The sequence below is a fragment of the Streptomyces sp. NBC_01092 genome (genome assembly GCF_045039535.1).
Lineage (GTDB): Bacteria > Actinomycetota > Actinomycetes > Streptomycetales > Streptomycetaceae > Streptomyces.
On record NZ_CP108659.1, the window covers coordinates 1,236,813 to 1,263,692 of the forward strand.

At 69.3% G+C, this 26,880-nt stretch carries 15 protein-coding genes and 3 pseudogenes; 10 read left to right on the top strand and 8 right to left on the bottom strand.

Translation table 11 applies throughout. From position 1 onward, the window contains the following. Positions 1-291: 291 nt before the first annotated feature. The 3 genes and pseudogenes from OG254_RS05335 (at position 292) to OG254_RS05345 (ending at position 5,529) form a co-directional block, all read left to right on the top strand. Positions 292-2,634, top strand: a complete 2,343-nt coding sequence (locus OG254_RS05335) for an alpha-L-fucosidase (RefSeq protein ID WP_405577736.1) — start codon at positions 292-294, stop codon at positions 2,632-2,634. Positions 2,635-2,805: 171 nt separating this feature from the next. Next, positions 2,806-3,525: pseudogene (locus tag OG254_RS05340) on the top strand (SGNH/GDSL hydrolase family protein); the annotation flags it as partial. Between the two features lie 24 nt (positions 3,526-3,549). Beyond that, complete coding sequence (locus OG254_RS05345) at positions 3,550-5,529, top strand: TIM-barrel domain-containing protein (protein ID WP_405577738.1); 1,980 nt, start codon at positions 3,550-3,552, stop codon at positions 5,527-5,529. A 15-nt stretch (positions 5,530-5,544) separates the two neighbouring features. On the opposite strand, the gene OG254_RS05350 is transcribed toward OG254_RS05345, so the two are convergent. Both OG254_RS05350 and OG254_RS05355 read right to left on the bottom strand, forming a co-directional pair. Then, positions 5,545-6,267, bottom strand: a complete 723-nt coding sequence (locus tag OG254_RS05350) for a FadR/GntR family transcriptional regulator (RefSeq protein ID WP_351185102.1) — start codon at positions 6,265-6,267, stop codon at positions 5,545-5,547. A gap of 32 nt (positions 6,268-6,299) precedes the next feature. Beyond that, positions 6,300-6,419: pseudogene (locus OG254_RS05355) on the bottom strand (aldo/keto reductase); the annotation flags it as partial. An 81-nt stretch (positions 6,420-6,500) separates the two neighbouring features. On the opposite strand from OG254_RS05355, the gene OG254_RS05360 reads away from it, so the two are divergent. Further along, positions 6,501-6,662 (top strand): glycoside hydrolase family 95-like protein, encoded by a 162-nt coding sequence (locus tag OG254_RS05360; protein ID WP_405577741.1) that lies wholly within the window; start codon positions 6,501-6,503, stop codon positions 6,660-6,662. A 14-nt stretch (positions 6,663-6,676) separates the two neighbouring features. Beyond that, the gene (locus OG254_RS05365; protein ID WP_405577743.1) at positions 6,677-7,873 is read left to right on the top strand and encodes an expansin EXLX1 family cellulose-binding protein; all 1,197 of its coding nucleotides are present in this window, start codon (positions 6,677-6,679) and stop codon (positions 7,871-7,873) included. Between the two features lie 49 nt (positions 7,874-7,922). Here the strand turns inward: OG254_RS05365 and yicI are convergent, their stop codons facing one another. Beyond that, positions 7,923-10,205, bottom strand: a complete 2,283-nt coding sequence (gene yicI / locus OG254_RS05370) for an alpha-xylosidase (protein WP_405577745.1) — start codon at positions 10,203-10,205, stop codon at positions 7,923-7,925. Positions 10,206-10,577: 372 nt separating this feature from the next. Here yicI and OG254_RS05375 point away from each other — a divergent pair, with 372 nt between their 5' ends. Genes OG254_RS05375 through OG254_RS05390 form a run of 4 tightly spaced genes read left to right on the top strand, consistent with a single transcriptional unit; the run spans position 10,578 to position 18,069 of the window. Continuing rightward, on the top strand, positions 10,578-12,563 hold the full coding sequence (locus OG254_RS05375; protein ID WP_405577747.1) for a beta-galactosidase: 1,986 nt from the start codon (positions 10,578-10,580) through the stop codon (positions 12,561-12,563). Between the two features lie 15 nt (positions 12,564-12,578). Continuing rightward, positions 12,579-14,714 (top strand): alpha-galactosidase, encoded by a 2,136-nt coding sequence (locus OG254_RS05380; RefSeq protein ID WP_405577749.1) that lies wholly within the window; start codon positions 12,579-12,581, stop codon positions 14,712-14,714. A 41-nt stretch (positions 14,715-14,755) separates the two neighbouring features. Next, on the top strand, positions 14,756-16,306 hold the full coding sequence (locus tag OG254_RS05385; protein ID WP_405577751.1) for a glycoside hydrolase family 43 protein: 1,551 nt from the start codon (positions 14,756-14,758) through the stop codon (positions 16,304-16,306). Beyond that, positions 16,303-18,069, top strand: a complete 1,767-nt coding sequence (locus tag OG254_RS05390) for a cellulase family glycosylhydrolase (protein WP_405577753.1) — start codon at positions 16,303-16,305, stop codon at positions 18,067-18,069. Before OG254_RS05385 ends, OG254_RS05390 begins: the two co-directional genes overlap by 4 nt. 231 nt (positions 18,070-18,300) lie before the next feature. Here the strand turns inward: OG254_RS05390 and OG254_RS05395 are convergent, their stop codons facing one another. The 4 genes from OG254_RS05395 to OG254_RS05410 all read right to left on the bottom strand — a co-directional run bounded on the left by OG254_RS05395 (position 18,301) and on the right by OG254_RS05410 (position 22,990). Further along, positions 18,301-19,017: a glycoside hydrolase family 12 protein gene (locus tag OG254_RS05395; RefSeq protein WP_405577755.1), complete on the bottom strand. Its 717-nt coding sequence runs from the start codon at positions 19,015-19,017 to the stop codon at positions 18,301-18,303. A gap of 333 nt (positions 19,018-19,350) precedes the next feature. Further along, positions 19,351-20,277 (bottom strand): carbohydrate ABC transporter permease, encoded by a 927-nt coding sequence (locus tag OG254_RS05400; RefSeq protein WP_405577757.1) that lies wholly within the window; start codon positions 20,275-20,277, stop codon positions 19,351-19,353. Then, on the bottom strand, positions 20,274-21,323 hold the full coding sequence (locus OG254_RS05405) for an ABC transporter permease (protein ID WP_405577759.1): 1,050 nt from the start codon (positions 21,321-21,323) through the stop codon (positions 20,274-20,276). The genes OG254_RS05400 and OG254_RS05405 overlap by 4 nt, the downstream gene beginning before the upstream one ends. Continuing rightward, positions 21,323-22,990, bottom strand: coding sequence for an extracellular solute-binding protein (locus OG254_RS05410; protein ID WP_405577761.1), 1,668 nt, complete (start codon positions 22,988-22,990; stop codon positions 21,323-21,325). The genes OG254_RS05405 and OG254_RS05410 overlap by 1 nt, the downstream gene beginning before the upstream one ends. 545 nt (positions 22,991-23,535) lie before the next feature. Here OG254_RS05410 and OG254_RS05415 point away from each other — a divergent pair. Continuing rightward, positions 23,536-26,007 (top strand): SpoIIE family protein phosphatase, encoded by a 2,472-nt coding sequence (locus OG254_RS05415; protein WP_405594855.1) that lies wholly within the window; start codon positions 23,536-23,538, stop codon positions 26,005-26,007. Here OG254_RS05415 and OG254_RS05420 read toward each other — a convergent pair. Continuing rightward, positions 25,979-26,863, bottom strand: a pseudogene (locus tag OG254_RS05420) (RICIN domain-containing protein); the annotation flags it as partial. The gene OG254_RS05415 and the pseudogene OG254_RS05420 overlap by 29 nt on opposite strands. Positions 26,864-26,880 lie beyond the last annotated feature (17 nt).

The following is a 26,880-nucleotide window of genomic DNA, read 5'->3' on the forward strand; positions in this document are numbered from 1 at the left end:
CCGTCGCAGGACAGTAGGTACCGGGCATGCCCTCGTCAATAGCTACCGCACGGTAGATACATCCCATGTCATGAGGTCGACGCTCCGGCGAGTGATGACGTAAAAGCCCTGTTGCGTCTGGCAGTTGCGTCTGATCTCTGGACATCAACCCGTGCCGTACCCGCTAATACATCCAATGTTCCAGTTGCGTCGCCGCATGGGGTCCAACACCGGGACGCCCCTCGACCCGCTCGCTTTGAACCTGAACCAGCACCCTGTCCGTGCTGTTCTGTGAACAGTCAGGAGGGAACCGTGCCCGAACCGATCAGTCGCCGCAGAGTGCTGACCGGCATGGCCGCCGCGACGGTTGCCGCAGCCGTCTCGCCGACGCTGGCGACCCCCGCCCACGCCGCCTCCTCCCCACAGCCGCTGCCGCTCCTCCCGCTGCGAGTCCCCCAGCCGGACCTGGGCATCGAGCAGCAGTCGGACGAGAAGATCAAGTGGCTGCAGGACGCCAAGCTCGGCATGTTCATCCACTGGGGGGTCTACTCAGGCCCTGCCAGGGGCGAGTGGTACATGGAGAACTCCGCCGTCACGCCGGAGAACTACCGGAAGTACGTCACTGACGCCACCGGCGAGCAGTTCACCGCCACCGCGTACAACCCTGCCGACTGGGCGCAACTGGCCAAGGACATGGGCGCCAAGTACACGGTGCTCACGGCCCGCCACCACGACGGGTTCGCGCTGTGGCCGTCCACGCACCCGAACGCCTGGCACAGCGGGCAGGCGCCCCTGCAGCGCGACTTCATCAGCCAGTACGTCACCGCCGTGCGCGAGGCCGGGTTACGGGTGGGTCTGTACTACTCGCCGTTGAGCTGGCGCTACCCCGGCTACTACGACGTCCGCGGCACCAACTGCCTCCCGAACAAGTGGGGTTACGTCACCGATCCCGCGCACAAGGAGAACGCGCGGATCATGAAGAACGAGGTGTACCAGCAGGTCAAGGAACTGGTCACCCAGTACGGCAAGATCGACGACCTGTGGTGGGACGGCGGCTGGCTCGGCCAGCAGGGTACCGACGCGGACGCCGCCTTCTTCTGGGAGCCCGGCAAGTTCCGCGACCCCGCCAACGAGTGGCCGGTGGACTCCGCCTACAGCGAGACCGACTCCGCGACGGGCAAGCCGTTGGGGCTGACCGGCCTGGCGCGCAAGCACCAGCCCGACATCGTCACCACTCTGCGCTCCGGCTGGATCGGCGATTTCACCAGCGAGGAAGGCGGTTCCGTGCCGAGCGGCGCGATGCGCACCGGCAGGCTGGCGGAGAAGTGCTTCACCATCGGCGGCGCCTGGGGTTACACGTCGGGCGCGCCCGTGATGAGCTTCGGCAACATCATGAACATCCTGGTCAACTCCTGGGTGCGCAACATGACCGTCCTCCTCAACGTCGGCCCCGACCGCACCGGCATGGTCCCCGCCGACCAGGCGGCAGCGGTGCGCAGGGTCGGCTCCTTCCTGTCCACCTGCGGCCAGGCCGTCTACGGCACACGCGGCGGCCCGTGGGAACCGGTGGACGGCCAGTACGGCTACACGTGCAAGGGGGACACCTTCTACGTCCACCTGCTGCCCGGCTACAGCGGCACCTCCTTCACCACCCCGTCCACCTCGGACGCCAAGGTCACCCGCGTCTTCGAGGTCGCCACGGGTACCGAGCTGCCGTACACCGTCGACTCGGACGGCAAGGTGACGATCACCGGCATCAACCGCACCCGTATCCCCGAGGACAGCGTCGTCGGGGTCACGCTGGACCGCTCCGTGCAGCCGGCCGACATCGCCCTCGGCAAGACGGCCACCGCCGGCAGCGAGGAGACCTCCAAGGGCAACACCGCGGCCAAGGCCGTCGACGGCTCCACCGCCACCCGCTGGTGCGCCAGTAACGGCGCCACGGGGCAGTGGCTGAAGGTGGACCTGGGGTCGGTGAGGTCGCTGACCGGAACCCGTATCGCCTGGGAGTCCCCGGCCACGAACTACCGCTACCGGATGGAGTGTTCCACCGACAACGCCGACTGGACCACCCTGGCGGACCTCACCGCCACCACCGGCACCGGTCAGGTGCAGGTCTCGGTCTTCCGCGCTCAGGCACGGTATGTGCGGGTGACGGTCACCGGGCTGCCGTCGGGTGTCTGGGCGTCGATCCGCAGCCTGGAGGTCTACGACCGGCCCTTCAGCGCGGACGTCGGCAGCGTCCGGCTGGTGAACCGCAAGAGCGGCAAGGTGCTGGACGTCAGCGGCGCCTCGACCGCCGACGGGGGCGCCGCCATCCAGTGGCCGTGGGGCGGGGGTACCAACCAGCAGTGGACGCTGCTGCCCAACGCCGACGGCTCCTACCGGCTGTCCAACGTCCGCAGCGGCAAGGTCCTTCAGGGCCCGGGCGGCTCCGCCCAGGGCGACGGACTGAACCAGTGGACCGCCGACGGCGGCGACAACCAGTCGTGGAAGCTGGTGCCCTCCCGGACCAGCGGCTACCACCAGCTCGTCAACGTCCGCAACGGGTGGTGCGCCGACGTCAAGGACGCCGCCACCGCGGACGGCGCTTCGGTCATCCAGTGGCCCGCCACCGGCGGCTCCAACCAGGACTGGCAGATCCTCGCGCTGTGACGACGCCGGGCGGGGGTCGTGGCCGCGTGACGGCTCGGTCCCCGCGGCGTACCCCTCCTCCGGCAAGATCGTCTTGCCGGCAGCGGTGTGGCGGCTGCCCCAGCACTCTGCTGACGCGAACGGCGAACAGCCGCGCTGATTCACCCCATCACTCGCAGAAGAGGACGCTGCATGAGAAAGCCTTGGGTCTTACCTCTGATCACGCTTGTCGCTGCCGTGTTCGGCGCGACGGCCGCAGGCGTGGCCCCTGCCTCCGCCGCTCCCAACACGCCTTTGCGGGTCATGCCGTTGGGCGACTCGATCACCTGGGGCGTGGGAAGCAGTACGGGCAACGGCTACCGGGGCCCGTTGTGGGACAAGCTCGCGGCGGACGGTCATCCGCTGGACTTCGTCGGCACGTTGCGGGGCGGTTCGATGTCAGACCCCGACAACGAAGGCCACTCCGGATACAAGATCCACCAGATCGCCGCACTCACCGACGCCTCACTGACCCGCTACCGCCCCAACGTCGTGACGCTGCACATCGGTACCAACGACCTCAACGAGAGCTACCAGGTCTCCACCGCCGCCCGGCTGAGATCGCTGGTCGACCAGGTCACAGCCGCCGCCCCCGACGCAACCGTCCTCGTGGCCTCCCTGGTCGTGTCCACCAGCGGCTCGGAGGAGCAGTACCGTGCCGCCTACAACCAGGCCATCCCGCAGATCGTGAACGACGCACAGGCCGCGGGCAAGCATGTCGCATGCGTGGACATGAGCAGCCTGACCACGGCCGACCTGGCCGACACCCTGCATCCCAACGACTCGGACTACCAGAAGATGGCCACCGCCTTCCACCGCGGCATCCAGGCCGCGGACAGCGCGGGGTGGCTGCGCAACCCCGCCCCCGCCCCTCTTGAGTAGCAGAGAGGAACTACCTTGCCTTACAGCATCCGCGCGGGCGGTCTGGAACGGCACACCGCCGAAGAGATCCTCCGCATCGAACCCTGGGGACTCCACGGCGTCCGGGTCCGGGCCTCGGCCGGGGCCATCGATCCCGACGCCCCCGGCGCGTTGGAGAGTTCCTCCCCCTCCCCGCACGCCGAACTGTCCGTACGGGACGGCCGGTCCGCTCACCTGGTCAACGGCCGCCTCGCCGTCGAGGCCTCGGCGCACGGCCGGCTGACGTTCCTGCACGCCGACTCGGGCCGTGAACTGCTCGCCGACAAGACCCCGTACCACCACCACGACGGTCCCCGCGTCCACGCGGCGGGCGGCCGTACGGAACAGCACTTCGAGGGGTACGCCGGTGAGCGGCTGCACGGCCTCGGACAGCATCTGCACGGGCTCCTGGACCAGAAGGGCTGTGTGATCGACCTCGTCCAGGGCAACACCGTGGCCGCCATCCCCTTCCTGCACTCCTCGCGCGGCTACGGACTGCTGTGGAACAACCCCGCCACCGGCCGTGTGGAACTGGGCACCGACACCACCCGGTGGACCGCCGACGGCGGCGGGCGCGTCGACTACTGGGTCACCGCGGGCGACACCCCGGCCCAGATCATCGACGCGTACACCCAGGTCACCGGACGCCCGCCCCTCTTGCCCGAGTGGGCGTCCGGCTTCTGGCAGTCGAAGCTGCGCTACCGCACCCAGGACGAACTCCTCGCGGTGGCACGGGAGTACAAGGAGCGCGGACTGCCGCTGTCCGTGATCGTCTGCGACTTCTTCCACTGGCCGCACATGGGCGACTGGCGTTTCGAGGAGAGCGAGTGGCCCGACCCCGCCGCCATGGTCAAGGAACTGGCCGAACTCGGGGTGCGACTCGCGGTCTCGGTGTGGCCGACCGTCGAACCCGGCAGTGACACTTTCGACGAGTTGCGCGCCTCCGGACACCTCGTGCGGGACACGGACGGCGGCCTCCTCACCTTCCCCTGGCCGTCGCGCAGTACCGAGGAGCCGATGCGCCCGATGGCGTACTACGACGCCACCCACCCCGGAGCACGCGCCGCACTGTGGCGGCGACTGCACGACAACTACTATGCGCTGGGCGTGAGTTGCTTCTGGCTGGACGCCTGCGAGCCCGACCTGAGCCGGGAGGCCGCCGAGCGCGCCGTCTACGCCGCCGGGCCGGCCTCCGAGGCCGCGCACCTCTACCCCGTGCTGCACACCCGTGCCGTCGCCGAGGGTCTGGCCAAGGCGGGCGACGACCGGCCGCTGTCCCTGGTCCGGTCCGCGTGGGCCGGCAGCCAGAAGTACGGCTCCGCGCTGTGGTCCGGCGACATACCCACCACCTTCGACTCCCTGTCGCGCCAGATCAGGGCGGGGCTGAACGTCGCGATGAGCGGCATCCCCTGGTGGAACACCGACATCGGCGGCTTCGGCGGCGGCAACCCTGACGACCCCGCCTATCGCGAGGTGCTGATCCGGTGGTTCCAGTACGGCACCTTCAGCCCCGTCATGCGCCTGCACGGCGACCGTGAGCCCAACCACCCCACGTTCTCCGCGGACATGAGCGGCGGGCCGAACGAGGTCTGGTCCTACGGCGAGGAGGCGTACGGCATCCTCCGGGAGCACCTGCAGTTGCGCGAGCGGCTGCGCCCGTACCTGAGGGAGCTGTCGGAGGATGCCCACCGCACCGGCGCCCCGCCGATGCGCCCGCTGTTCTTCGACTTCCCCGCCGACGAGCGCGCCTGGGACGTGGACGACCAGTTCCTGCTCGGTCCCGATGTGCTGGTGGCGCCCGTGTACGAGGCGGGCGCGCGGACCCGCCGGGTGTATCTGCCGTCCGGTGCGCGCTGGCTCGACCCGGTCACCGGAAGCGTGGTGGAGGGCGGTACGACACTCGACGCCGGCGCCCCGCTGGAGCGCATACCCGTCTTCGTACGCGAGGGGGCAGCCGTCGCGGCGCAGTTCGTCTGACCAGACGTACGCCCGTCACTTCCCTGCTGTCGTCCCGAAGGGGAGGGGTTCGCCCGAGCGCAGGTGCTCCCTCAGCCACTCCTCGGTGTTGTTCACGTGCAGCAGTGCCGCGGCCTGGCTGAGGGTGGCGTCACGGGTGGACAGGGCGTTGAAGATCGCCTCGTGCTCGGCCAGGGTGCGGCCCGCGGCCTTGTCGTCGACCAGACCGCGCCAGATGCGGGCGCGCAGGGTCCGGCCGGAGATCCCTTCCAGGAGGGTGAGGAGGGTCTCGTTGCCCGTGGCCGAGACGACGGCGCGGTGGAAGGCGGCGTCGTGGGAGTTGAGCCGTTCGACGTCGTCGCGGGCCTCACGCATGGCGTCCAGGTGCCGCTTCACCTCGGCCAGCTGCTCATCAGAGATCCGCGTGGCGGCAAGTGCCGTGGCCATCGGTTCGAGGAGCCGCCGTACCTCCATGAGGTCCCGCAGGGCGACCGAGTCGCCCTGCAGCAGCTCCACCGCACCGCCGAGTCCCTCCAGCAGCAGGCTCGGCTGGAGGCTGGTCACATACGTGCCGTCGCCGCGCCTGACCTCCAGGACTCGCGCCACGGCCAGTGCCTTGACCGCTTCGCGGGCGAGGTTGCGGGACAGACCCAGCTGCGCGGCCAGGTCCGCCTCCGGTGGGAGCTTCGAGCCCGGAGGCAGGGCACCGGTCCGGATCAGCTCACGGATCTGCTCGATGGCCTTGTCCGTCAGCAACACCGCACGTCCCTCCCCCACAGTGCCCCACGAGCACGTCCGACCTGATCCGGAGTCCGCATGCCGAGGGTGACGTTGATGATACTGGGATGCGTGTGCGGGAAGGCGATCGCGGCGGCGGGCAGGGTGCTCCCGTGTGCCTCGCAGAGCGCCGCCTGGGCGCCGCCCTGCGAGGTCGCCCACGCGACGCCATCCCCGGCGTGCTGGCCGAGGCCCTGATCTACAGCCGGCCCGGGGTGTTGGAAGTCCTCCCCGCACTGCCCGACCAGCTGCCGAAGGGCACGATCACCGGGGTCAGCGCCCGCGGCCGGATCCATATCCATAGCTTCGACTGGGACCTGAACGCGCGGACCGCCACGTTGTCCGTCACCGCCGCCTCAACCAGGACGTCACCCTGATCAGCCGCCACGGCATGGACTCCGTGAGCACCACGGCCACCGTCACACCCTCCTCCCTCGGCGCCCACGCCAGAAAGGTCTCCCTGACCGCCGGCCGGCGCACGGACATCACCGTCGCCCTGCTCAACGGCTTCGTCCGGCTGGTCAATCGGCGCAGCGGCAAGGTGCTCGCCGTCACCAGAAATCGTCGGCAACCTTTTCGCTTCCTGCGGCCACTGAGCAGTGCACCATCGGCTCGATCTTCCGAACGGACAGGTATGCAGACAGCAAGGCAGGCCGCGCGGCAGCGCAGGCACAGACGCCGGCTCATACTGGGCACCACGTTGGCACTGACCGCCGCGAGCGCGCTCGCCTACCTGGTCATGGGGGTGCTCCCGGACCGCAGGACGGATGCAGATCCTGCGTCGGCCACACCCGTTGCCACCACCCAGGTCAGGGCCGCCACCCCGGCCGAGACGGGCACCCCGACCGCTTCGGGGACGCCGAGTGCGACCGGCACCCCGAGTCCGACGGCCACCGCGACCACCGCGTCGGCGCGACCGTCGGCCACCGGCACCCCACGGTCCCCGCGAACGGCGCCCACCACGGCTTCGTCGGCAGGACGGATTCGGCCCGGCACCACCTACACAGGAGTCGCCACCGCCTACGAGGCCAAGGACGGAGACGGCGCCTGCCTGTTCGGCCCGAGTCCCGACCTCATGATCGCGGCCATGAACACCACCGACTACGAGACGTCCAACGCGTGCGGTGCATACGTGCTCGTCCGCGCGGCCAATGGCAAGTCGATCACGGTGCGGATCACCAACGAATGCCCCCTGCCCTGCGCACCCGGGCAACTCGACCTCAGCCAAGAGGCCTTCGCCAAGCTCGCCGACCTCAAGGTCGGCCGGATCCCGATCACCTGGCAGCTGCTGAGCCCCAGCACCTCCGAGACGATGTCCGTCAGGTACAAGACCGGGTCCAACCCCTATTGGTGCGGCATCCAGGCGATCGGGCACCGCAACCCGGTCGCGCGTCTGGAGGTGCGGACCGGCGGCGGCTGGCGGCAGTTGCCCCGCACGGAATACAACTACTTCATCTCCGCCGACGGCAGCGGCTGCGGCAGCTCGATCAGAGTCACGGACATCTACGGAGAACGCCTGACCATCACCGGGATCGCCCTGCGGCCGAACGTCGTACAACCGACCGGGGTTCAGTTCGCCCGGCACTGACCCGCCCTGCGCCCGCACACCCCTCCCACGGGACCGCCGGGAGACGGGCTCACTCCTCGTAGCGCCACTCGGTTGTCGCCCGCCCCGCGGTGATGCTGTGCACGGTGCCCTCGGGGCCACCGATCCGCAGTCGCCATGGGTGCGGGCTGTCGGTCGTCACGCGGAGGTGGTCTCCCTCGCGGTGTACGTCGAAACGGGCGGTCTCCCCGGGACCGTCCGTGCGCGGGATCACGACCGTGCGCCGGGCGCCGTCCGCAAAGGCGTGCACCCTCAGTTCGACGCCGTCGACCCACGCCGAGACCGGACGCCGGTCGTCGGCGGCGAAGGGAATGACGGAGTCGGGGCGGGCGAGCAGCGGCAGGGTATGGAAGCCGTGCTGCTCGCGTACCCAGCGGGGGCCGGTGAGCTGGGCGCCGGTCAGGATGTTGGTCCACGTGCCCTCGGGCACGTAGTACTCGACCGTGCCGTCGTCGGTGAACACGGGCGCGACGAGGAGGTCGTCCCCGAGCATGTACTGCCGGTCGAGCAAGGCCGCGGTGGGGTCGTCGGGGAACTCCAGGAGCATGGCCCGCATCACCGGGACGCCGCTGGTGTGGGCCTGCTGGGCGGCGCGCTGGAGGTAGGGGGCGAGGCGGTGTTTGAGGAGGGTGAACTCGCGGGTGACCTCGACGGCTTCCTCGCCGTAGTCCCACGGCACCCGGTACGACTTGCTGCCGTGCAGGCGGCTGTGCGAGGAGAGCAGCCCGAACTGCACCCAGCGCTTGAACACGGCCGATGTCGGGGTGCCCTCGAAACCGCCGATGTCGTGGCTCCAGAAACCGAAGCCGGACAGGCCGAGGGAGAGTCCGCCGCGCAGGGACTCGGCCATGGCGCCGAAGTGGGAGTCGCAGTCGCCGCCCCAGTGCACCGGGTACTGCTGGCCGCCCGCGGTGGCCGAGCGGGCGAACAGCATCGCCTCGCCCTCGCCGCGCTCCTCGCGCAGCAGGTCGAAGACGGCCTGGTTGTAGAGGTGGGAGTAGTAGTTGTGCATCCGCTCCGGGTCGGAGCCGTCGTGCCAGACGACGTCGGTGGGAATGCGTTCGCCGAAGTCTGTCTTGAAGCAGTCCACTCCCTGGGCGAGCAGGGTGCGCAGCTTGCCGGTGTACCAGTCACGGGCGGCCGGGTTGGTGAAGTCGACCAGGGCCATGCCCGGTTGCCACAGGTCCCACTGCCACACACTGCCGTCCCGGCGGCGTACGAGATGACCCTCGCGCATGCCCTCCTCGAACAGCTCGGACTTCTGGGCGATGTACGGGTTGATCCAGGCTGAGATCCGCAGTCCCCGGTCCTTCAGCCGGGCGAGCATGCCCGCCGGGTCGGGGAAGGTCTCGGCGTCCCACGCGAAGTCGCACCACTGGTAGGCGCGCATCCAGAAGCAGTCGAAGTGGAAGACGCTCAGCGGGATGCCACGCTCGGCCATTCCGTCGATGAAGCCCTGGACGGTGTCCTCGTCGTACTCGGTCGTGAACGACGTGGTCAGCCACAGGCCCAGTGCCCAGGCAGGCGGCAGGGCCGGGCGGCCGGTGAGCGCGGTGTAGCGCTCCAGGATCTGCTTCGGGGTCGGCCCGTACACGACGAAGTACTCCAGCGACTGGTCCTCGACACTGAACTGGACCTGCCCGACGGCCTCCGAGCCGACCTCGTAGCCGACCTTGCCGGGGTGGTTCACGAAGACGCCGTATCCCCGGTTGGTCAGATGGAAGGGGATGTTCTTGTATGCCTGTTCACTGCTGGTGCCGCCGTCGGCCTGCCAGATGTCCACCACTTGCCCGTTCTTGATGAACGGGGTGAACCGCTCCCCCAGTCCGTAGACCAACTCGCCGACTCCCAGGGCCAGTTGGTTGACCATGTGGTGTCGGTCATCAGCGTCGGTGACGAAGCCGGTGCCGCGCTCGCCGGCGGAGGTCAGCACCCGTCCGCCGGCGATGAACTCCAGCCGCCACGGCTGCTCCGTGTCCACCCGCAGCGTCAGTTCGCCGGAGGACAGCTCCAGCACCGCTCCGTCCCGGCGCATCTTGCCGACGTCCGCACCGGCGCCGCGCAACGCGAACTCCGGTCCCCGGCGCGCCGATCCGGCGTGGTGGGTGGTCCGCACGCCGATGACCCCCTCGGCCGGGGACCAGCACTCCACCGTCAGCAGCGGGCTGTTGAGGGTCTGCCCGCGTCGGCTGACGTGTTCCACGGGCGCGTACAGGGTCATCCGGTGGTCGTCGACACGAGCGTCGGCGATCTCGGTGGCGTAGCGGGCTGTGCAGCCCGGACGCATCAGCCAGTAGCCGTCCGTGAACTTCATCGGGCAGGTTCCTCCGTCGTTGTCGAAGCGCATCGACGCTGTCATTGCCGCTGACAGGCTGTCAATGGACCAGGTGGAGAAACATTTCTCGCGTCTGGGCTCTTGTTTCGCACGAAACAAGTCCGTTAACTTCCCCTTCAAGGTGAAGCGCTTCGATACTTCGATACTCCCGTGGGAGAGGGCGTCTCCATGACGCACGAGTTGAACCGCAAGGGCTTCGGGAGGGCGAAGTGTCGCCGCCGGGGCACCCCGGCCGACGGCGTGATCCCCATGGACGCCCGGTGAGCAACCGACGGACGAACGGGCCCTTGGCCCATGGACGCTGACGACACGTCAGGACACCCGACGACGCTCCAAACCCGAGGAACCGTCATGACAGCACGCAGCATCACCGACCGCCTGGGCGGCCTCGCCTTCGGCGGCGACTACAACCCCGAGCAGTGGGACGAGCCGGCCTGGAAGGAGGACGACGAACTCATGCGCCGGGCGAGGGTCAACCTGGCCACCCTCGGAGTCTTCTCCTGGGCACTGCTCGAACCGGATCAAGGACGCTACGACTTCTCCTGGCTCGACGCCCACATCGAACGCCTGCACGCAGGCGGCGTGGCCGTCGACCTCGCCACCCCGACTGCCTCCCCGCCGCCCTGGTTCACCCTCGCCCACCCCGAGGCGCTGGCGGTCAGGGCCGACGGCACCCGTCTCGTGCACGGCAGCCGCGACACCTACTGCCTCGCCTCGCCCGCGTATCGCAGCGCGGCCCGCCGGATCGCCTCCGCGCTGGCCGAACGGTACGGCGACCACCCCGCCCTCGCGCTGTGGCACGTGCACAACGAGTACGGCACGCTCTGCTGGTGCGACCATGCGGCGGCCGCGTTCCGCGTGTGGCTGCGCACCCGGCACGGCTCGCTGGACGCCCTCAACGAGGCGTGGGGAACGGCCTTCTGGAGCCAGCGCTACACCTCCTGGGAACAGGTGCTGCCGCCCCGCGCGACGCAGTACCACAAGAACCCCGGCCAGACAGTGGACTTCCACCGCTTCTGGGCCGACGAGATCATCGCCGCCTACTGCGAGCAGCGCGACGCGATCCGCGAGCACAGCGACCGCCCGGTGACGACGAACCTGATGCTGCCCTACGACCTGCGGCTCGACCTGTGGGCGTTCGCCCGCGAACTCGACGTCGTCAGCTCCGACCAGTACCCGGACGCGAACGGCCTCGACGGCGCCGCACATGTGGCCTACTACGCCGACCGCTCGCGCTCCCTGGCCGGCGGCCGTCCGTGGCTGCTGATGGAACAGGGCACCAGCACGGTCTACGACGGCGATCAGGTGATCGGCAAGGAGCCGGGTGACGTACTGCGCCACAGCCTCGGCCACATCGCGCGTGGTTCGGAGGGCGCCTTGTTCTTCCAGTGGCGGCAGTCCCGGGCCGGCGCAGAGACCTGGCACTCGGCGATGCTCCCGCACGCGGGCCCTGACAGCCGTATCTTCCGCGAGGTCACGCAGACCGGGGAGGCGGTCGCCGCGCTCGGGGAGCTGGCGGGATCGACGGTGACCGCGCAGGTGGCCGTGCTCGACGACCCGGACGCCATGTGGGCACTGGAGGCGGACGGCCTGCCCTCCTCCCGCCTCGACTATCACGCGCCGCTCGCCGAGGCGCACCGCGCGCTGTGGGACGCGGGCGTCACGGTCGACTTCGCCCACCCCGAGCACGAGTTGAGTCGCTACCGGCTGGTCATCGCCCCCTCCCTGTTCCTGCTGTCCGACAGGGGTGCGGAGAACCTGCGCCGTTACATCGAGGGCGGGGGGACGCTCCTCGTCCAGCACGCCACCGGCTACGTCGACGACCGCATGCACGCCCGGCTCGGCGGCTACCCGGCCGCACCGCTGCGCGAGGCGCTCGGCATCCGTGTCGAGGAGCACCGGCCGCTGCGGACGGACCAGCGGATCTCTCTGTCGGACGGCTCACACGGCAGCGTCTGGAGCGAGTCCCTGCGGACCGAAGGCGCCGAAGCGCTCGCCGCCTACACCCACGGCATGCTCGCGGACAGTCCGGCACTCACCCGGCACCGCTTCGGCAGCGGACAGGGCTGGTATCTCTCCACGCGCCTGGACGACGTCGACTACGGCGCCCTGGTCGGACGGCTCCTGAAGGAAGCCGGCGTCGAGCCGGAGCTGCCGGACCTGCCGGCCGGTGTCGAAGCCGTCACCCGGCGCGCGGCCGACGGCCGTCGCTGGCACGTCCTGATCAACCACACCGAGGACGCCGTGCCCCTGCCGGACCCCGCCCATGACCTGCTCACCGGCGGGGCGGCCCACCTCGTGCCGCCCGGCGGTTGCGCGGTGCTGCGCGGCCAGTGACCTGGAGAGGCCACCATGGAGAAGGAACAGCGGAGCTTCCGCTGGGGTCACGAGGCCCTGCACCTCGAGTTCGCCCTCGACGACGACGGCAGCGCCCGTCTGACACACCTCGGACTGCCCGGCGAGGCGGGCAACGGCCCCCGTGGGTCCCTGCCTCTGGTGGAGGTGACGGCCACGGGGCATGGGCGCGACTGGTCGGGCAGCCGCCTGGTCCAGACGGCGATCGGCGGGCGGCTGCGCCACGGGACCCACCGCGCGGCCCGCGACGGTGACTGGCACACCCTGACCGTCCAACTCCGCGACCCGGACACCGGTCTGGTCGCGGAGGTGACCTACCGGTCGCCGGACGGCATACCCGTGCTCCGCAGCGAGGTGACCCTGCGCAACGAAGGGCAGGCCACGCTCCACCTGGAGTCGGTCAGCTCGTTCGCAATGGGGTGCCTCACCACGCCGGACCCGGCGGACATGGACGCCGCCGACCTGCTGTGGGCGGAGAACGACTGGCTCGCCGAATGCCGCTGGCAGCGACAGCCGATGCGCCTGACCACACCGCCCCTCAGCGGACGCGTGAGCTACGGGCACGGCAAAGCCGGCTTCGTTCTGAACGGACAGGGCACCTGGTCCAGTTGCGGGCGCCTGCCCATGGGCGGCCTGACGGACCGGCGCACCGGCCGCACCTGGGTGTGGCAGATCGAGCACAACGGCGGGGGCTGGCGCTGGGAGTGCGCCGAACGCGACAAGGCGGCCTACCTGGCACTGTTCGGGCCGACCGACTCCCACCACGGCTGGCGGCAGCCGCTGGAACCCGGCGCCGTCTTCCGCACCGTACCCGTGGCCCTGTCCTTCAGTGCCGACGGCGGCCCCGACGCCGCGTTCGCCGCACTGACCCGCTACCGACGCGTCCAGCGTCGCCCGCATCCCGACCACCGGGGTCTGCCCGTCATCTTCAACGACTACATGAACTGCCTGATGGGAGACCCCACCACCGCAAAGCTGCTGCCGCTGATCGACGCGGCGGCCGAGGCCGGCGCCGAGTACTTCGTCATCGACGCGGGCTGGTACGACGACGGCGGTGAGGGCTGGTGGACCACCGTCGGCGCCTGGGAGCCGGCCGCCTCACGCTTCCCCGGGGAGAAGGGCATCCACGAGGTGCTGGACCGCATCCGGGAGCGCGGCATGGTGCCCGGCCTGTGGCTGGAGCCGGAGGTGATCGGCGTACACAGCCCCATGGCCAAGTCCCTGCCCGACGAGGCGTTCTTCCGCCGCGACGGCGTCCGCGTCACGGAGTCCGGCCGGCACCACCTGGACCTGCGCCACCCGGCCGCCCGCGCCCATCTGGACCAGGTCGTGGACCGCCTGGCCGGCGAGTGGGGCGTCGGCTACCTCAAGCTCGACCACAACATCGACCCCGGCTCCGGAACCAGCGCCCACCCCGGCGAGAGTCCGGGCGCCGGCCTGCTCGGCCACAACCGCGCCCACCTGGACTGGCTCGACGGCATCCTGGACCGCCATCCGCACCTGGCGGTGGAGAACTGCGCCTCGGGGGGCATGCGCTGGGACCACGCCCTGCTGTCGCGGCTGCAACTGCAGTCCACCAGCGACCAGCAGAACCTGCACCGCTACGCGCCCATCGCAGCCTCCGCGCCGACCGCCGTCACCCCCGAGCAGGGTGCCGTGTGGGCCTATCCGCAGCCGGAGGACTCCCTCGACGAGGTCGCCTTCACCATGGCGAGCGCCCTCCTCGGCCGCGTCCATCTCTCCGGCCGCCTGCTGGAGTTGAGGCCCGAGGCCCGCGCCCTGGTCCACGAGGCGGTGTCGGTGTACAAGGCCATCCGCGCCGACCTGCCGCAAGCCGTGCCCTCCTGGCCACTCGGCCTCCCCGGCTGGGACGACCCCTGGATCGCGCTCGCCCTGCACACCCCCGCCACCACCTACCTCACCGTCTGGCGCCGCCCGGGCGGCGAGGCCGCCACCACCCTCCGGCTGCCGGAGCGGGCGGGCGGCGCGGCCCGTGCCGAGGTGCTGTACTCCGCCGCAGGTCAGGCAGTTGCCGTCTGGAACCCGGACACCGCCGACCTCACCGTGACCCTGCCCACCGCGCCGTCCGCGGCGCTGCTCCGCATCACCCGCACGGAACCGGACGCTCCCTGAGCGCCGACCCTGCCGCCCACCCGACGAAAGGACGACCGAGGGTGCCCGCTCAGAACCCGCCCGCCCGCGCCACCAACCCCGTACTCCCCGGGTTCCACCCCGACCCGAGCATCTGCCGCGTCGGAGACGACTGCTACCTCGCCTGCTCCAGCTTCGAGTACTTCCCCGGCGTACCCCTCTTCCACAGCCGTGACCTGGTGCACTGGCGGCAGATCGGCAACGTCCTGGACCGGCCGGAGCAGTTGCGTCTGCCGGCCTCCATGGCGTCCTCCGGCGGGATCTACGCCCCCACCCTGCGCCACCACGACGGACGCTTCTGGCTGATCGTCACCAACTGCAGCGAGGGCGGCGGCAACCTGATCGTCACGGCCACCGACCCCGCCGGACCGTGGTCGGATCCCATCTGGGCGCCGGGCGTGCCCGGCATCGATCCCGACCTGGCCTGGGACGAGGACGGCACATGCTGGTGCACCGTCGCCGGGGTGTCGCAGGTCCGTATCGACCCGTCCACCGGACAGACGCTCGGCACACCGCACAAACTCTGGTCCGGCGGCCCCGGCGCGAAGGCTCCGGAGGCGCCGCACCTGTACCGGATCGGCGACTACTGGTACCTGCTCATCGCCGAGGGCGGCACCGAGCGCGGCCACGGCGTGTCTATCGCCCGCGGCCGTACGCCGACCGGCCCGTTCGAGCCGCACCCGGCCAACCCGATCCTCACCCACCGCGGCACCGACCACCCTGTCCAGAACACCGGGCACGCGGACCTGGTCCAAGGCCCCGACGGCTCATGGTGGATGGTCTTCCTCGGCGTACGCCCGCGCGGCGGCACCCCCGGCTGGCACGTGCTCGGCCGGGAGACCTTCCTCGCGCCCGTGACCTGGGAGGACGACTGGCCGGTCGTCGGCGAGGTCGCCTTGGACCTCTCCGCGCTCCCCTGGCCGCTCACCCCCGGACCCGTCGAGGAAGGGCGCGACGACTTCGAGCTCAGCGAACTCGGGCCGGCCTGGATCTCCGTGCGGGACCGCCCCGCCGAGCTCTGCACCACCAAGGAACGCCCCGGATGGCTGACGCTCCGCGCGCGGGGCGACTCCCTGGACGAGCCCGACGTGGTGTTCACGGGCCGACGTCAGCGGCACTTCTCCTGCCGGGCGCGCACTCTGGTCGACGCGGGGCAGGGGCGTGGCGGCCTCGCCGTACGGCTCGACGAGCAGCACCACTACGCGATCGAGGCCTCCGGCACGGAGGTGCGGGTGATCGCGCGTGTCGGCTCCCTGCGCACGGTCGTGGCCGCCCAGTCCGTGCCCGCCCGGCCTGTGGTCCTTGCCGTCACCGTCACCGACCCGCCATCACCGCTCGGTCCCTGTACCGGACCCGACGTCGTCTCTCTGGGCATCGAAGCCCCGGACGGAACACTCACCGAGCTCGCGACCCTCGACGGCCGCTACCTGTCGACGGAGGTGGCCGGCGGCTTCACCGGCCGGGTCATCGGCATGTACGCCACGGCAGGCGCCGTCCACTTCGACTGGTTCGACATGGAACCAGCCCGAACCGTCGGCCGAAAAGCACGACCGACCGAAAGGCATGACACGTGAAGGACATACGGCAATCCGCGCGCCCCCGCAGACGCGGCCCCGGAAGCCTGGCCGGCCTGCTGATGGCGCTGCTCGTCATCCTGGGACTGTCCGGCAGCACCGCGATCGCCGCGCCGGGCGGCACGGGACAGCAGACGGGCTCCACGGCCAGAGTTCCGGCCCCCGCCATGGACGCCGTCGCCGCGATGCAGCCCAGCTGGAACCTGGGCAACACCCTGGACGCGATTCCGGACGAGACGTCCTGGGGCAACCCCAAGGCCACCAGAGAGCTGTTCCAAACCGTCCGGGTGCAGGGCTTCCGCAGCGTCCGCATCCCGGTGACCTGGAGCGCACACCAGTCGACCACCGCGCCCTACACCGTCGACGACGCGTACATGAGCCGGGTCAAGCAGGTGGTGGACTGGGCGCTCGCCGAGAACCTCTACGTCGTGCTCAACGTCCACCACGACTCATGGCAGTGGATCGAGAGGATCTCCACGGACCACGACAACGTGCGCGCCCGCTACGACGCCCTGTGGACCCAGATCTCCGCGGCGTTCCGGAACGTGCCGCGCAACCTGCTCTTCGAAAGCGTCAACGAACCGGGCTTCGCCGACGCCACGGCTGCGCAGAAGACTGAGTTCATGAACGAACTGAACACCTCGTTCCACAAGATCGTCCGCGCTTCGGGCGGCGGGAACAAGAGCCGTCTGCTCGTCCTGACGACCCAAGGCGGCACCCCCTCCCAGGACCTCATGGACGACCTGTACACCACGATCAGCGGGCTGCGCGACAGGAACCTGGTCGCCACCGTGCACTACTACAGCTATTACCCGTTCAGCGTGAACATCGCCGGCGGCACCCGGTACGGCGACGACGCCCGCAACGACGCGGACGACGCCTTCGCCCGCATGCACCACACCTTCGTCGCCAAGGGCATCCCCGTCTACCTCGGCGAGTACGGCCTGCTCGCCTACCCCGACGACAACCACCCCTCCCGCATCGAGCGGGGCGAGGCACTGAAGTACTACGAGCACGTCGGACACGCGGCACGCGTCGCCGGTGTCACCACCGCCCTGTGGGACCCCGGCTTCGCCTACCTGAACCGAGAGTCCCTGAAGTGGCGCGACCCCGCCCTCTTCGCCTGGATCAAGTCGAGCTGGACCACCCGCTCGGGAACCGCCTCCTTCGACAAGGTCTTCGTGGCGAAGTCGAGCCGGATCACGGCCCAGTCGCTCACGCTGAACCGGAACGGCACCAAGTTCCGGGGTCTGTGGCACGGCGACACCAAGCTGGCCGAGGGCCGGGACTACACCGTCTTCGAGAGTCGGCTCACCCTCACGGCACCGGCCCTGACCCGGCTGACCGGCGATCGCGACTACGGGGTCAACACGACGCTCCAGGCCCGGTTCTCCAAGGGTCTGCCCTGGCAGATCGACGTGGTCACCTACGACACACCGGTGCTGTCGAACGCCACAGGCACCGCCGAGAAGTTCACCCTTCCCACGAAGTACCAGGGAGACGAGCTGGCGACCATGGAGGCCACGTACGCCGACGGCACCAACGCCGGCCCGACCAGCTGGACTCCGTACCAGGAGTTCAACAAGGCCTTCAGGCCGGACTACCCGAACGGCACGATCATCCTGACCACCGAATTCCTCAAGTCACTGCGTGACGGCGATACGGCGACGCTGACCTTCCACTTCCACAGCGGCGCCAAGGTGAAGTACAAGGTCACGAAGTCCGCAGACTCAGTCACCGGTACGCCTGTCAAGGAATCCTGACCGACAGGCCCCTGTTCCCGCTCTGCTTCGGAGAGTTGTGCCACTGAGAGGACGGATCGGGGAGGCCGGCCGACCGTGTCGTCGATGGTCATGCCGGCCGTGTCATGGAGCCCGAACTGCGACCTGAGCTGCGTCGACCTCGAAGCCGCCTTCGCGGACTACAACGCGCTGCGGGCCGAGGTCGACCGCGCCTGCAGAAGGACGCGGACCGACCTCGGCCCTGATGTCTGGTCAGCCGCCGCTGACGGTCAGGTTGTTGGTGTTGAAGTTGAGTCCGCCGGACGAAGAGGTGATCTCGTAACCGAACTGCACGTCGCCGATGACCTCGTTGCCGGGCATCCAGCCCTTGGCGTAGGCGATCCAGTTGAGGATCGGCTTGATGTCCACGTTGCCGGAGTTGGAGTCGGACGTCCGCAGGAACGAGAACACCTGGTTCGACCCGTTGGTGCCCTTGTACACGTTCCAGTTGTGGCCGCCGAGGGTGACGTTGCCCTCATAGGCGCCGATCGGCCCGACGGCTCCGTTGTAGTTGACCCAGAGCATGATCTCGTACTGGTGGTCGTTGTCCCAGATGTCGTACGACGTGTTGTACGCGCCGGTGGACGGGACACTGACGTTGTAGTCGCTGGCCAGCCAGCCGAGGGAGTCGATCGTCTTGTTGATGGTCTTCGTTGAGTTGGGGTAGGACTTGATGCCGCCGGTGTTGGGGTGGTCGGCCCAGACGCCCCATCCGGTCCCGGAGTTGGCCCAGATGCACTGGCCGCCCGCACCGGAGCCCCAGATGTTGTTGTAGAGCGTGTAGCCGTTCAGATTGGTGCCGGCCCACTGGTCGCAGGAGTTCCAGACGGCGGCCGAGGCGGGGGCGGAGGCGAGGCCGACGGTGGCACCGAGAGCCATCGCGGGCGCCAGCACCGCCATGGTGATCTTTCCTATTCTGCTGTTGACCATGGTGTCCCTTCCACGGGTGGGGGGAAATGTGGGGGTTGTTAGAGATCCAGCCGGTGGGGGGCGACTGCCGGGCTGTTGGCTCCAGCGGGCCCAGGTGTAGTCGCCGCCGAAGAGGAGGCGGCCACGGGTGGCGTCGTTCAGGCCGGGCATCAGACCGGCTCCGGTACTGCACGCCGCGTGCGTTGGTGGCGAGGGGGACCCGGCCGAACTCGCGCGAGTTCCGTGGCTCGACCAGCAGCCGTTCACCGCATCCACGCCCGTCCTCGTTGGCGCCGGACTGCACCGTGAGATCTGTGCGCTTCCTGCTGGCTCCCAGGTCCTCGGAGCGGGGTCTCAGCCCTTGATGGCCCCGGTGAGCATGCCCTTCTTGAAGTGCCGCTGGACGAAGGGGGAGGCAACCGCGACGGGGATCAGCGCGAGGACCATGACGGCCATCTGCAGTCCCAGGGAGGAGAGTTGGCCGGTGCGGACCGCCTGCTGAAGGCCGGTCGGTGCCTCGGTGTTCTTCTGGACCAGTTGGATGAGCACGTTCTGCAGCGGCATCATCTCCTGGTCGGTGAGATAGATGGAGGCGTTGAACCAGGCACTCCAGTAGCCGACCGCGTAGAACAGCGAGATGACGGCCAGCACGGCGCGCGACAGCGGCATGATGATGGTCAGCAGAATCCGCAGGTCGCTGGCCCCGTCTATGCGGGCGGACTCGGTGAGTTCGGGGGAGATACCCATGAAGAAGGCCCGCAGGACGAGGATGTTGAAGACGCTGACCGCGCTCGGCAGGATCAGCGACAGATAGGTGTCCGTGAGGCCCAGCGACTGCACGAGCAGGTACGTCGGAATGAGCCCGGCCCCGAAGAACATCGTCGCCATCATGGTCATCAGGAAGAACCGGTGGCCCAGACTTCCCGGCCGCGACAGGCCGTAGGCCGCCAGCACCGACACCGTCATCGAGAAGAGCGTGCCGAAGAGCGTGACACCGACCGAGACCATGATCGCCCGGCTGACCTGACCGCCGCCGAGCAGTTCGGTGTAGTTGACGAAGGTGATGCCCTGGGGGATCACGACGAGGCCGCCGACCCGGTCGATCACGGGTTTGGGAGAGAGGCTGGTGACGATCACGATCCACAGCGGACCGAGCACACCCAGGCAGCAGAGCAGGAGGAAGCCGCTCTTGGCGGTGAGCCCTGCCTTGCTCGGCGGCTCCTCCCACACAGGGCGGGCGGGAGCCTTGAGGCTGCGGATGAGCTGCGTGTTGAGGCTCACTTCTTGTACACCCCCTGCTCGCCCAGCAGGTGCGCGAACTTGTTCGCGCCCAGGACGAGACAGACTCCGATGAGTCCCTTGGCCAGACCGACCGCGGCCGCGTAACTGAAGTCGCCGTTCTGGATACCCATGTTCCACACGTATGTGTCGAGGACCTCGCTGGCCCCCGCGCCGACCGCGTCCCGCTGGAGCAGGTACTGCTCGAATCCGACGCTCAGCGCGTCGCCCACCCGCAGGACCAGCAGCAGCGCGATCACCGGACGCAGCGCGGGCAGCGTCACGTGCCACATGCGTCGCCAGCGCCCCGCGCCGTCCATGGCGGCGGCCTCGTACAGGTCGGTGCTGACAGCGGACAGGGCCGCCAGGAAGACGATGATCCCCCAGCCGGCGTCCTTCCACACGGCCTGCGCGGTGACCAGGTACTTGAAGAGGTCTGCGTCGGTCATCAGGTCGAAGCCGCTCCATCCATGTTCCTCCAGGGTCTGAGCGATGATGCCCGCGCCGCCGAGGATCTGCTGGAAGACGGTGACGACGAGGACCCAGGAGAAGAAGTGCGGCAGATACATGATCGCCTGCGCAACGGCCCGCACCCGGGGCCGGATCACACTGTTGATGACCAGCGCGAGGGCGATGGGGACCGGGAAGAACAGCACCAGTTGGAGCATGAACAGGACGAGGGTGTTCTTCGTGGCGCTCCAGAACAGCGGGTCGTCGAGCATCCGCGAGAACTGCTCCACACCCACCCACGGGCTGTGGAAGATCGCCGTGATGCCGTTGCTGGAGACGTACGGGTCGTACTCCTGGAAGGCGACGACGTTGCCGAGCAGCGGGACGTAGTTGAAGAGCAGGAGCAGGAGGATGACGGGCAGGGTCATCAGGATGAGTGCGCGGTCGCGGCGCAGCCGGATCCGCCAGGGAGCCTTGCCGGCCTTGCTCTTCCTGCGCGGCGCCCGCACCTTCGCCCCCGCGGCGACCGCGACCGTCGGCTCCTCGACGGCCGCGGGGGGACGAGTCCCGTCCGGCCTGCTCCCGGCCGTGAGAGCCATCAGTTGCCGCTGCCGTTCTTGTCGAGGAGTTCCTTGTACCAGTCGCGCAGCTTGTCGCCGCCGGAGGACCTCCAGGTAGAGATGGCGTCCTGGACGTCGGACAGCTTCTTGTTGCCCCGCACGTAGTCGATCTGCAGTTGCTCGTGCTGGCTGGCGAGGTTGGCGTAGCGGGTCGGCTCGACGATTTTCATGCCGTAGGTGGACGTCTTCTTCATGAAGGCCCCCATCCGCTGCTGCCACTCGACCTGCTTGCGAGCGACGTCGGGGAAGTCGGGGTGGGCGAAGTAGGGAGCCGGGGCCGCCAGCATCGTCCAGGCGTTGATCACCTCGGAGTTGCCCTGGTCGGTCTTGACCGGGACGCCGTCCTTGACCGTGAAGTGGGTGCCCTCGACGCCGTAGTCGACGAGCATCCGCTCCTTGGTGCCGTAGGGCGCTGCCGCGAAGTCGGCCGCGGCCAGCGCGTTCTCCACGGTCTCCTTCGAGGCTCCCTTGCGGATCATCGACCAGATGGTGGCGGGCGAGGACGCGTACAGCGTCGGGTTGCCGCCGTCGGCGCCGAAGATGTCCATGGCGTCCATCTGGAAGTCCGGGTTGGCCTGGGCCTGTTCGGCGGTCTTCTGGTACCAGGCGGAGGCGTCGCTGTTGAAGACCAGGATCTGTCCGGCCGTGAAGCGCTGGCCCGCGTCGCCGGAGCGCGCCCTGTCGTCCGGGTGGACCACGCCGGCGTCGAAGAGCTTGCGGGTCCACTCCAGGGCTTCGAGGTATTCGGGCCGCTCGATGCCGTACCTCAGCTTGCCGTCGTCATCGATGTTCCACCCGGGACAGGCGCCGAAGATGCTCCCCGAGACCCAGGACATGTCACCGCAGGCGTACACCTTGGCCTTGGCGCTGGTGGCGTCCTTGGCCCAACTGAGGAACTCCTCGGCCGACTTGGGTACGGAGTACCCCTTCTTGTCGATGATGTCCTTGCGGTAGTAGGGCACGATGAAGCTCGCGGGAGCGGAAGGCATCGGAATGCCGCGCAGCGCGCCACCGAAGATGCCCATGCGCCAAGCGTCGGACGGTATCGCGGCCAGGTTCGGGTACTTCTTGACCTTGTCGCCCGCCAGGTAGGGGCCGAGGTCCATGAACTTCGCGGTGACCGCGTTCGCGATCTTGCCGACCAGTTCCCAGTTGGGCACGACCACCATGTCGGGTATGGAGCTGGAGGCCAGGACGGCGCCGAGCTTCTGGCCGTAGGTGTTGCCGTCCTGGTTCTGCCAGGTGACCTTGGTGCCCGCCGCAGCGTCGACCGCCTTGTAGTACGCGCACCCGGGCTTCGGCGGGGTGCCCCAGAGAGGGGACATGATCTTGACGGGAGCGCCGGTGCCCAGCTGGTCCGGGACCGAGGTGGCGAGGGCCGCGAGGGAGACCTTGCCGGTGTAGCCGGCCGACGAACCGTTCTTCGACGGAAGATCCGGCTTGGCGACCGTGCTGGCGACGTATGTCGGCAGCAGCTTGTCGGCGGCCTTGCCCGAGGTGGCGCCCTCGCGGGACTCGTTGTCCGACCCGCCGCAGGCAGTGAGCAGCGGCATCCCACCTGCCACCGCCACGCTGGCGACCGCCGTGGAGGCGAGGAAGCTTCTCCGGCTTGGTCCTGAGGAGATGTTGGCGGCGTTCGGCGTCATTGCGTCAACCCTTCATGGCGCACCTGGACACCCGGCGGGGGCCGTCGGCTGCGGTGTCGTGACTGGAACTGGCTGAGCGGATAGCAGACATCCCACTACTGCGGCGTGCATCACAGTCGAAGCGCTTCGATGTTGCTGTGAGGTTAAGTGAACGCCCATGGGCGCACAAGGGTCGTTCCCAAGATTCCTCTGGGGCGCTGTAGAGGGCTATCCGTATGCACTGCTTGATGCAACGAGGTCGAGCTCTTGACACTCTCCCTGGTTTCTGGCACGTAGTGAAACGTCATCGAAGCGCTTCGATAGTATTCACCCCTGCATCTCAGGGATCCCATGTGTCCGCCGCATACGCCGCACAGTTCTGTCGCGGCTCACCCTCGGCGAGAAGAGCGCCCCGAGCAGCGCCGACCCCGGTCGCTCCGGCACCCCGGCGGTCCCGAACGCACCGGCCGGGGCGCCGTGGAGCAGGGGCGGATCTAGGCTTGAAGCGGCCGCTGGAATCCAGCCCTGGCGCTCAGGGCTGTCCGGACGGAGGCGTGGCGGTGGAGATGGCCGACAAGCAGGACGCGCCCGCTGCCGTTGCCGTGGTGGACCCGGACGGCATGGTGAGCGGCTGGAGCGAGGGGGGCCGACTACTGCTGGGCTGGACGACGGAGGACACCGTCGGCCGCCCCGTGACCGACCTGCTGGTCGATCCCCCGCCACCCGGCTTCCCCGTGGGCTACGGCGCCGGCCCCGAACACACGGGGTTCATCCCCCTCCGCCACCGGGACGGTTCCACGGTGGACGCCGTGGTGGCGGCTCATCCGCTGTTCGGCCCCGACGGGCGGGCACTGGGTCATGCGATGACCATCCAGCGCTGGGGAAGCCGCCCGGTGATCGCCGACCGGGCCTTCGAGCAGTCCCCCTTCGCTCTGGGCGTCTACGACCCAGAGCTGCGGTTCCTGTGGATCAACGCCTCCTCGGGCCGGGTGATCGCGCACTCCGAGGAGCAAGTGCTCGGTAGGAAGTACCGCGAGGTGCTTCCCGAATTCGACCGCTCGCTGTTTCCCGAAAGGGACGACAAGCCCTACACCGACCAGCTCTCCGAAGTGGCGAGGACGGGCAAACCCGCGCGCCTCATCACCGTCTTCCGCCCGCTCGGCAGTAACTACGCCAACGCCTGGGCCACCAGTATCTGGCCCGTCCGGGATGCCGAGGGCAGGGTCCGCGCGGTCGCCAACTGGGGATTCGACATGAGTGCCGAGTACTGGGCTCGGCAACGCCTGCTCATCCTCAACGAGGCCAGCGGCGGCATCGGCCGGACACTCGATGTGATCGGCACCGCCCAGGAACTGGCCACGACCCCGGTGCCGGGATTCACCGACCTCGTCACCGTGGACCTCTTCGACGAGGTGCTGCGCGGAGAGGAACCGCCCTCCGTGGCCGCGTTCACCTCCGGCGAGACCATGGTGCTCAGCCGTGCCGCCCAGCACAGCGCGACAGAGGACACCGACCTGGCTCCCGGGCCCACGACGCCGGTCAGCCACACTCCCGGTTCCGTCGCCGCCCGCTGCATGGCCACCGGCAGGTCCACGGTTGAGCTCGCCGCTGAACCCGGCCAGGGCGGCGAGTGGGCCTTCGGGCCCGGGCTCGCCGCCGACCCGGCCCACTGGCCACCGGGCAACCCGTTGATCGACGAGTCCATCGCCGCGGATGGGCTGACCGGCCGGATCACCGTGCCGCTCCGGGCGCGCGGCGCGCTGCTCGGGGTCGTCGCCTTCTCCCGTCTCGACCGGCCCGAGGCCTTCACCGCCGACGACCTGATCCTCGCCGAGGAGCTGACCGCCAAGGCAGCCGTCGCCATCGACAACGCCCGCCGGTACTCGCGCGAGCGCACGACCGCGCTGACCCTGCAACGCAGCCTGCTGCCGCAGGGGTTGCCGGACCATGAGGCGGTCGAAGTGGCATCCCGCTACCTGCCCGGCGGGGCCGGTGCGGAAGTGGGCGGTGACTGGTTCGACGTTATTCCGCTGTCCGGCGCCCGGGTCGCCCTGGTCGTCGGCGATGTCGTCGGTCACGGCCTGCACGCCTCGGCCAGCATGGGCCGGCTACGGACGGCGGTCCGCACCCTCGCCGACGTGGACCTGCCGCCGGACGAGCTGCTGACCCACCTGGACGACCTGGTCCTCCACCTCGCCGGCGACCTCCAGCCCGGCGGCCACTTCCAGCCGGCCGGCGAGTCCGGGGCCACCTGCCTCTACACCGTCTACGACCCAGTCTCCCGCCGGTTCACGCTGGCGAGCGCCGGCCATCCGCTGCCGCTGATCGTCTCCCCGGACGGCACCAGGACCTCGGTAGCCGCCCAGCCGGGACCTCCGCTCGGCATCGGCGGGCTGCCTTTCGAGTCCACCGAGCTCGAACTGCCCGAGGGCAGCCTGCTCGCCCTCTTCACCGACGGACTGCTGGAAAGCCGTGAGCGCGACGTCGATGAGGGGATCGCCGAACTGCAGCGGGTCCTGAACCACCCGGCCGTCTCACTGGAGGCCCTGTGCGACACGGTGATCGACGCGATGCTCCCCGATCGCCGCACCGACGACGCCGCCCTGCTCCTCGCTCGCACGCACGCGCTGGCTCGCCATCACGTCGCCGACTGGGACGTAGAGCCCGACCCCGCGCAGGTGCCGCAGGCCAGGAAGTTCGCCGTCGACCAGGTGGACGCCTGGGGCCTGGAGGAGGCGGCCTTCGTCACCGAGCTGGTCGTCAGCGAACTGGTCACCAACGCCATCAGATACGGCGAGCCGCCGATCAAGCTGCGGCTGATTCGCGATACCTCCCTGATCTGCGAGGTCTCCGACGCCAGTAACACCGCTCCGCACCTGCGCCGGGCCCGCGCCTTCGACGAGGGCGGCCGGGGCCTGTTGCTCGTCGCCCAGCTCACCCAAGGGTGGGGCACCCGGCACACCACCAACGGCAAGACGATCTGGTGCGCGCAGGCCCTCCCCCAGTCTGAGTCGAGAGGTTGCCGTAGCCCACCGTGAGGGAATCGCCTATGAACTCGATCTGGCGGTTGCGGGCTGCCGGTTTGCTCAGTACCGCACCTCCGGGCGCGGCGACGAAGCCTCCGAATGTGCTGGTGTCCCCAGGGGTGTCGTTGCGCTTGACGAGCCGGACGGTGTGCGTGCTGTTGGACAGGCCGTTGATCCAGTGCGTGGTAGTGCCGGGCGTGACGAGCGTGGCAACGGTCGATCCGTCGATCTGGACGTCGTAGTCGGCGGCCGAGTCGTCGATCACGATGCCCACGCCGGTGCCGCTGACACGGCCCTCGAAGTACACGCCGGGCCAGCTGTACTCCACCGTGTTTCCGTTCTCCTTGACCCGCCCCGCGGTGTGCACCTGCGCCGGCACTCCCGTCGCGCGGACCAGTTGCCACCGCTGGTTGGCGCCACCCCAGTCGGTGAACTGCACGACCGTGCCGCCGTCCGCGGTGGAGGCGTTCTCCACCTCGACCGCCTTACCGCTGTTGCGGTTGATCAGCCGGACATAACCATCCGACGAATCCTCCAGCCGGAACTGCTGATTGGTGCCGTTGGCGTCGCCCCACTGCACGATGTCCGCATGGTCGGCCGTGGAGTAATTGAGGACGTCCAGCACCTTGCCGGAGTGCTGCGCCTTCAACCGGTAATAACCACCGCCCGAGTCCACGAACTGGAACCGCTGATTGGCATGGTCGGTGCGGGTCCACTGCGTGAGGCCCGCCCCGTCGGCGGTGCTGACACCCGCCACATCCAGCACCTTGCCACTGCCCCGATTGACCAGCACGTATGACGCGTTCGTATCCACCGTGGCCGCCTGAGCCGTCCCGGCGGGACCCAAGGCCGTCAGGAGCGTTGCCATGAGGCCGGTCACCGCGG

Coding starts and splice junctions, on each gene's coding strand:
- OG254_RS05380 (WP_405577749.1), top strand. CDS start 12,579: ATGGAGAAGGAACAGCGGAGCTTCCGCTGGGGTCACGAGGCCCTGCAC.
- yicI (WP_405577745.1), bottom strand. CDS start 10,205: ATGAAGTTCACGGACGGCTACTGGCTGATGCGTCCGGGCTGCACAGCC.
- OG254_RS05405 (WP_405577759.1), bottom strand. CDS start 21,323: ATGGCTCTCACGGCCGGGAGCAGGCCGGACGGGACTCGTCCCCCCGCG.
- OG254_RS05395 (WP_405577755.1), bottom strand. CDS start 19,017: ATGGTCAACAGCAGAATAGGAAAGATCACCATGGCGGTGCTGGCGCCC.
- OG254_RS05365 (WP_405577743.1), top strand. CDS start 6,677: ATGGACTCCGTGAGCACCACGGCCACCGTCACACCCTCCTCCCTCGGC.
- OG254_RS05410 (WP_405577761.1), bottom strand. CDS start 22,990: ATGACGCCGAACGCCGCCAACATCTCCTCAGGACCAAGCCGGAGAAGC.
- OG254_RS05415 (WP_405594855.1), top strand. CDS start 23,536: ATGGCCGACAAGCAGGACGCGCCCGCTGCCGTTGCCGTGGTGGACCCG.
- OG254_RS05375 (WP_405577747.1), top strand. CDS start 10,578: ATGACAGCACGCAGCATCACCGACCGCCTGGGCGGCCTCGCCTTCGGC.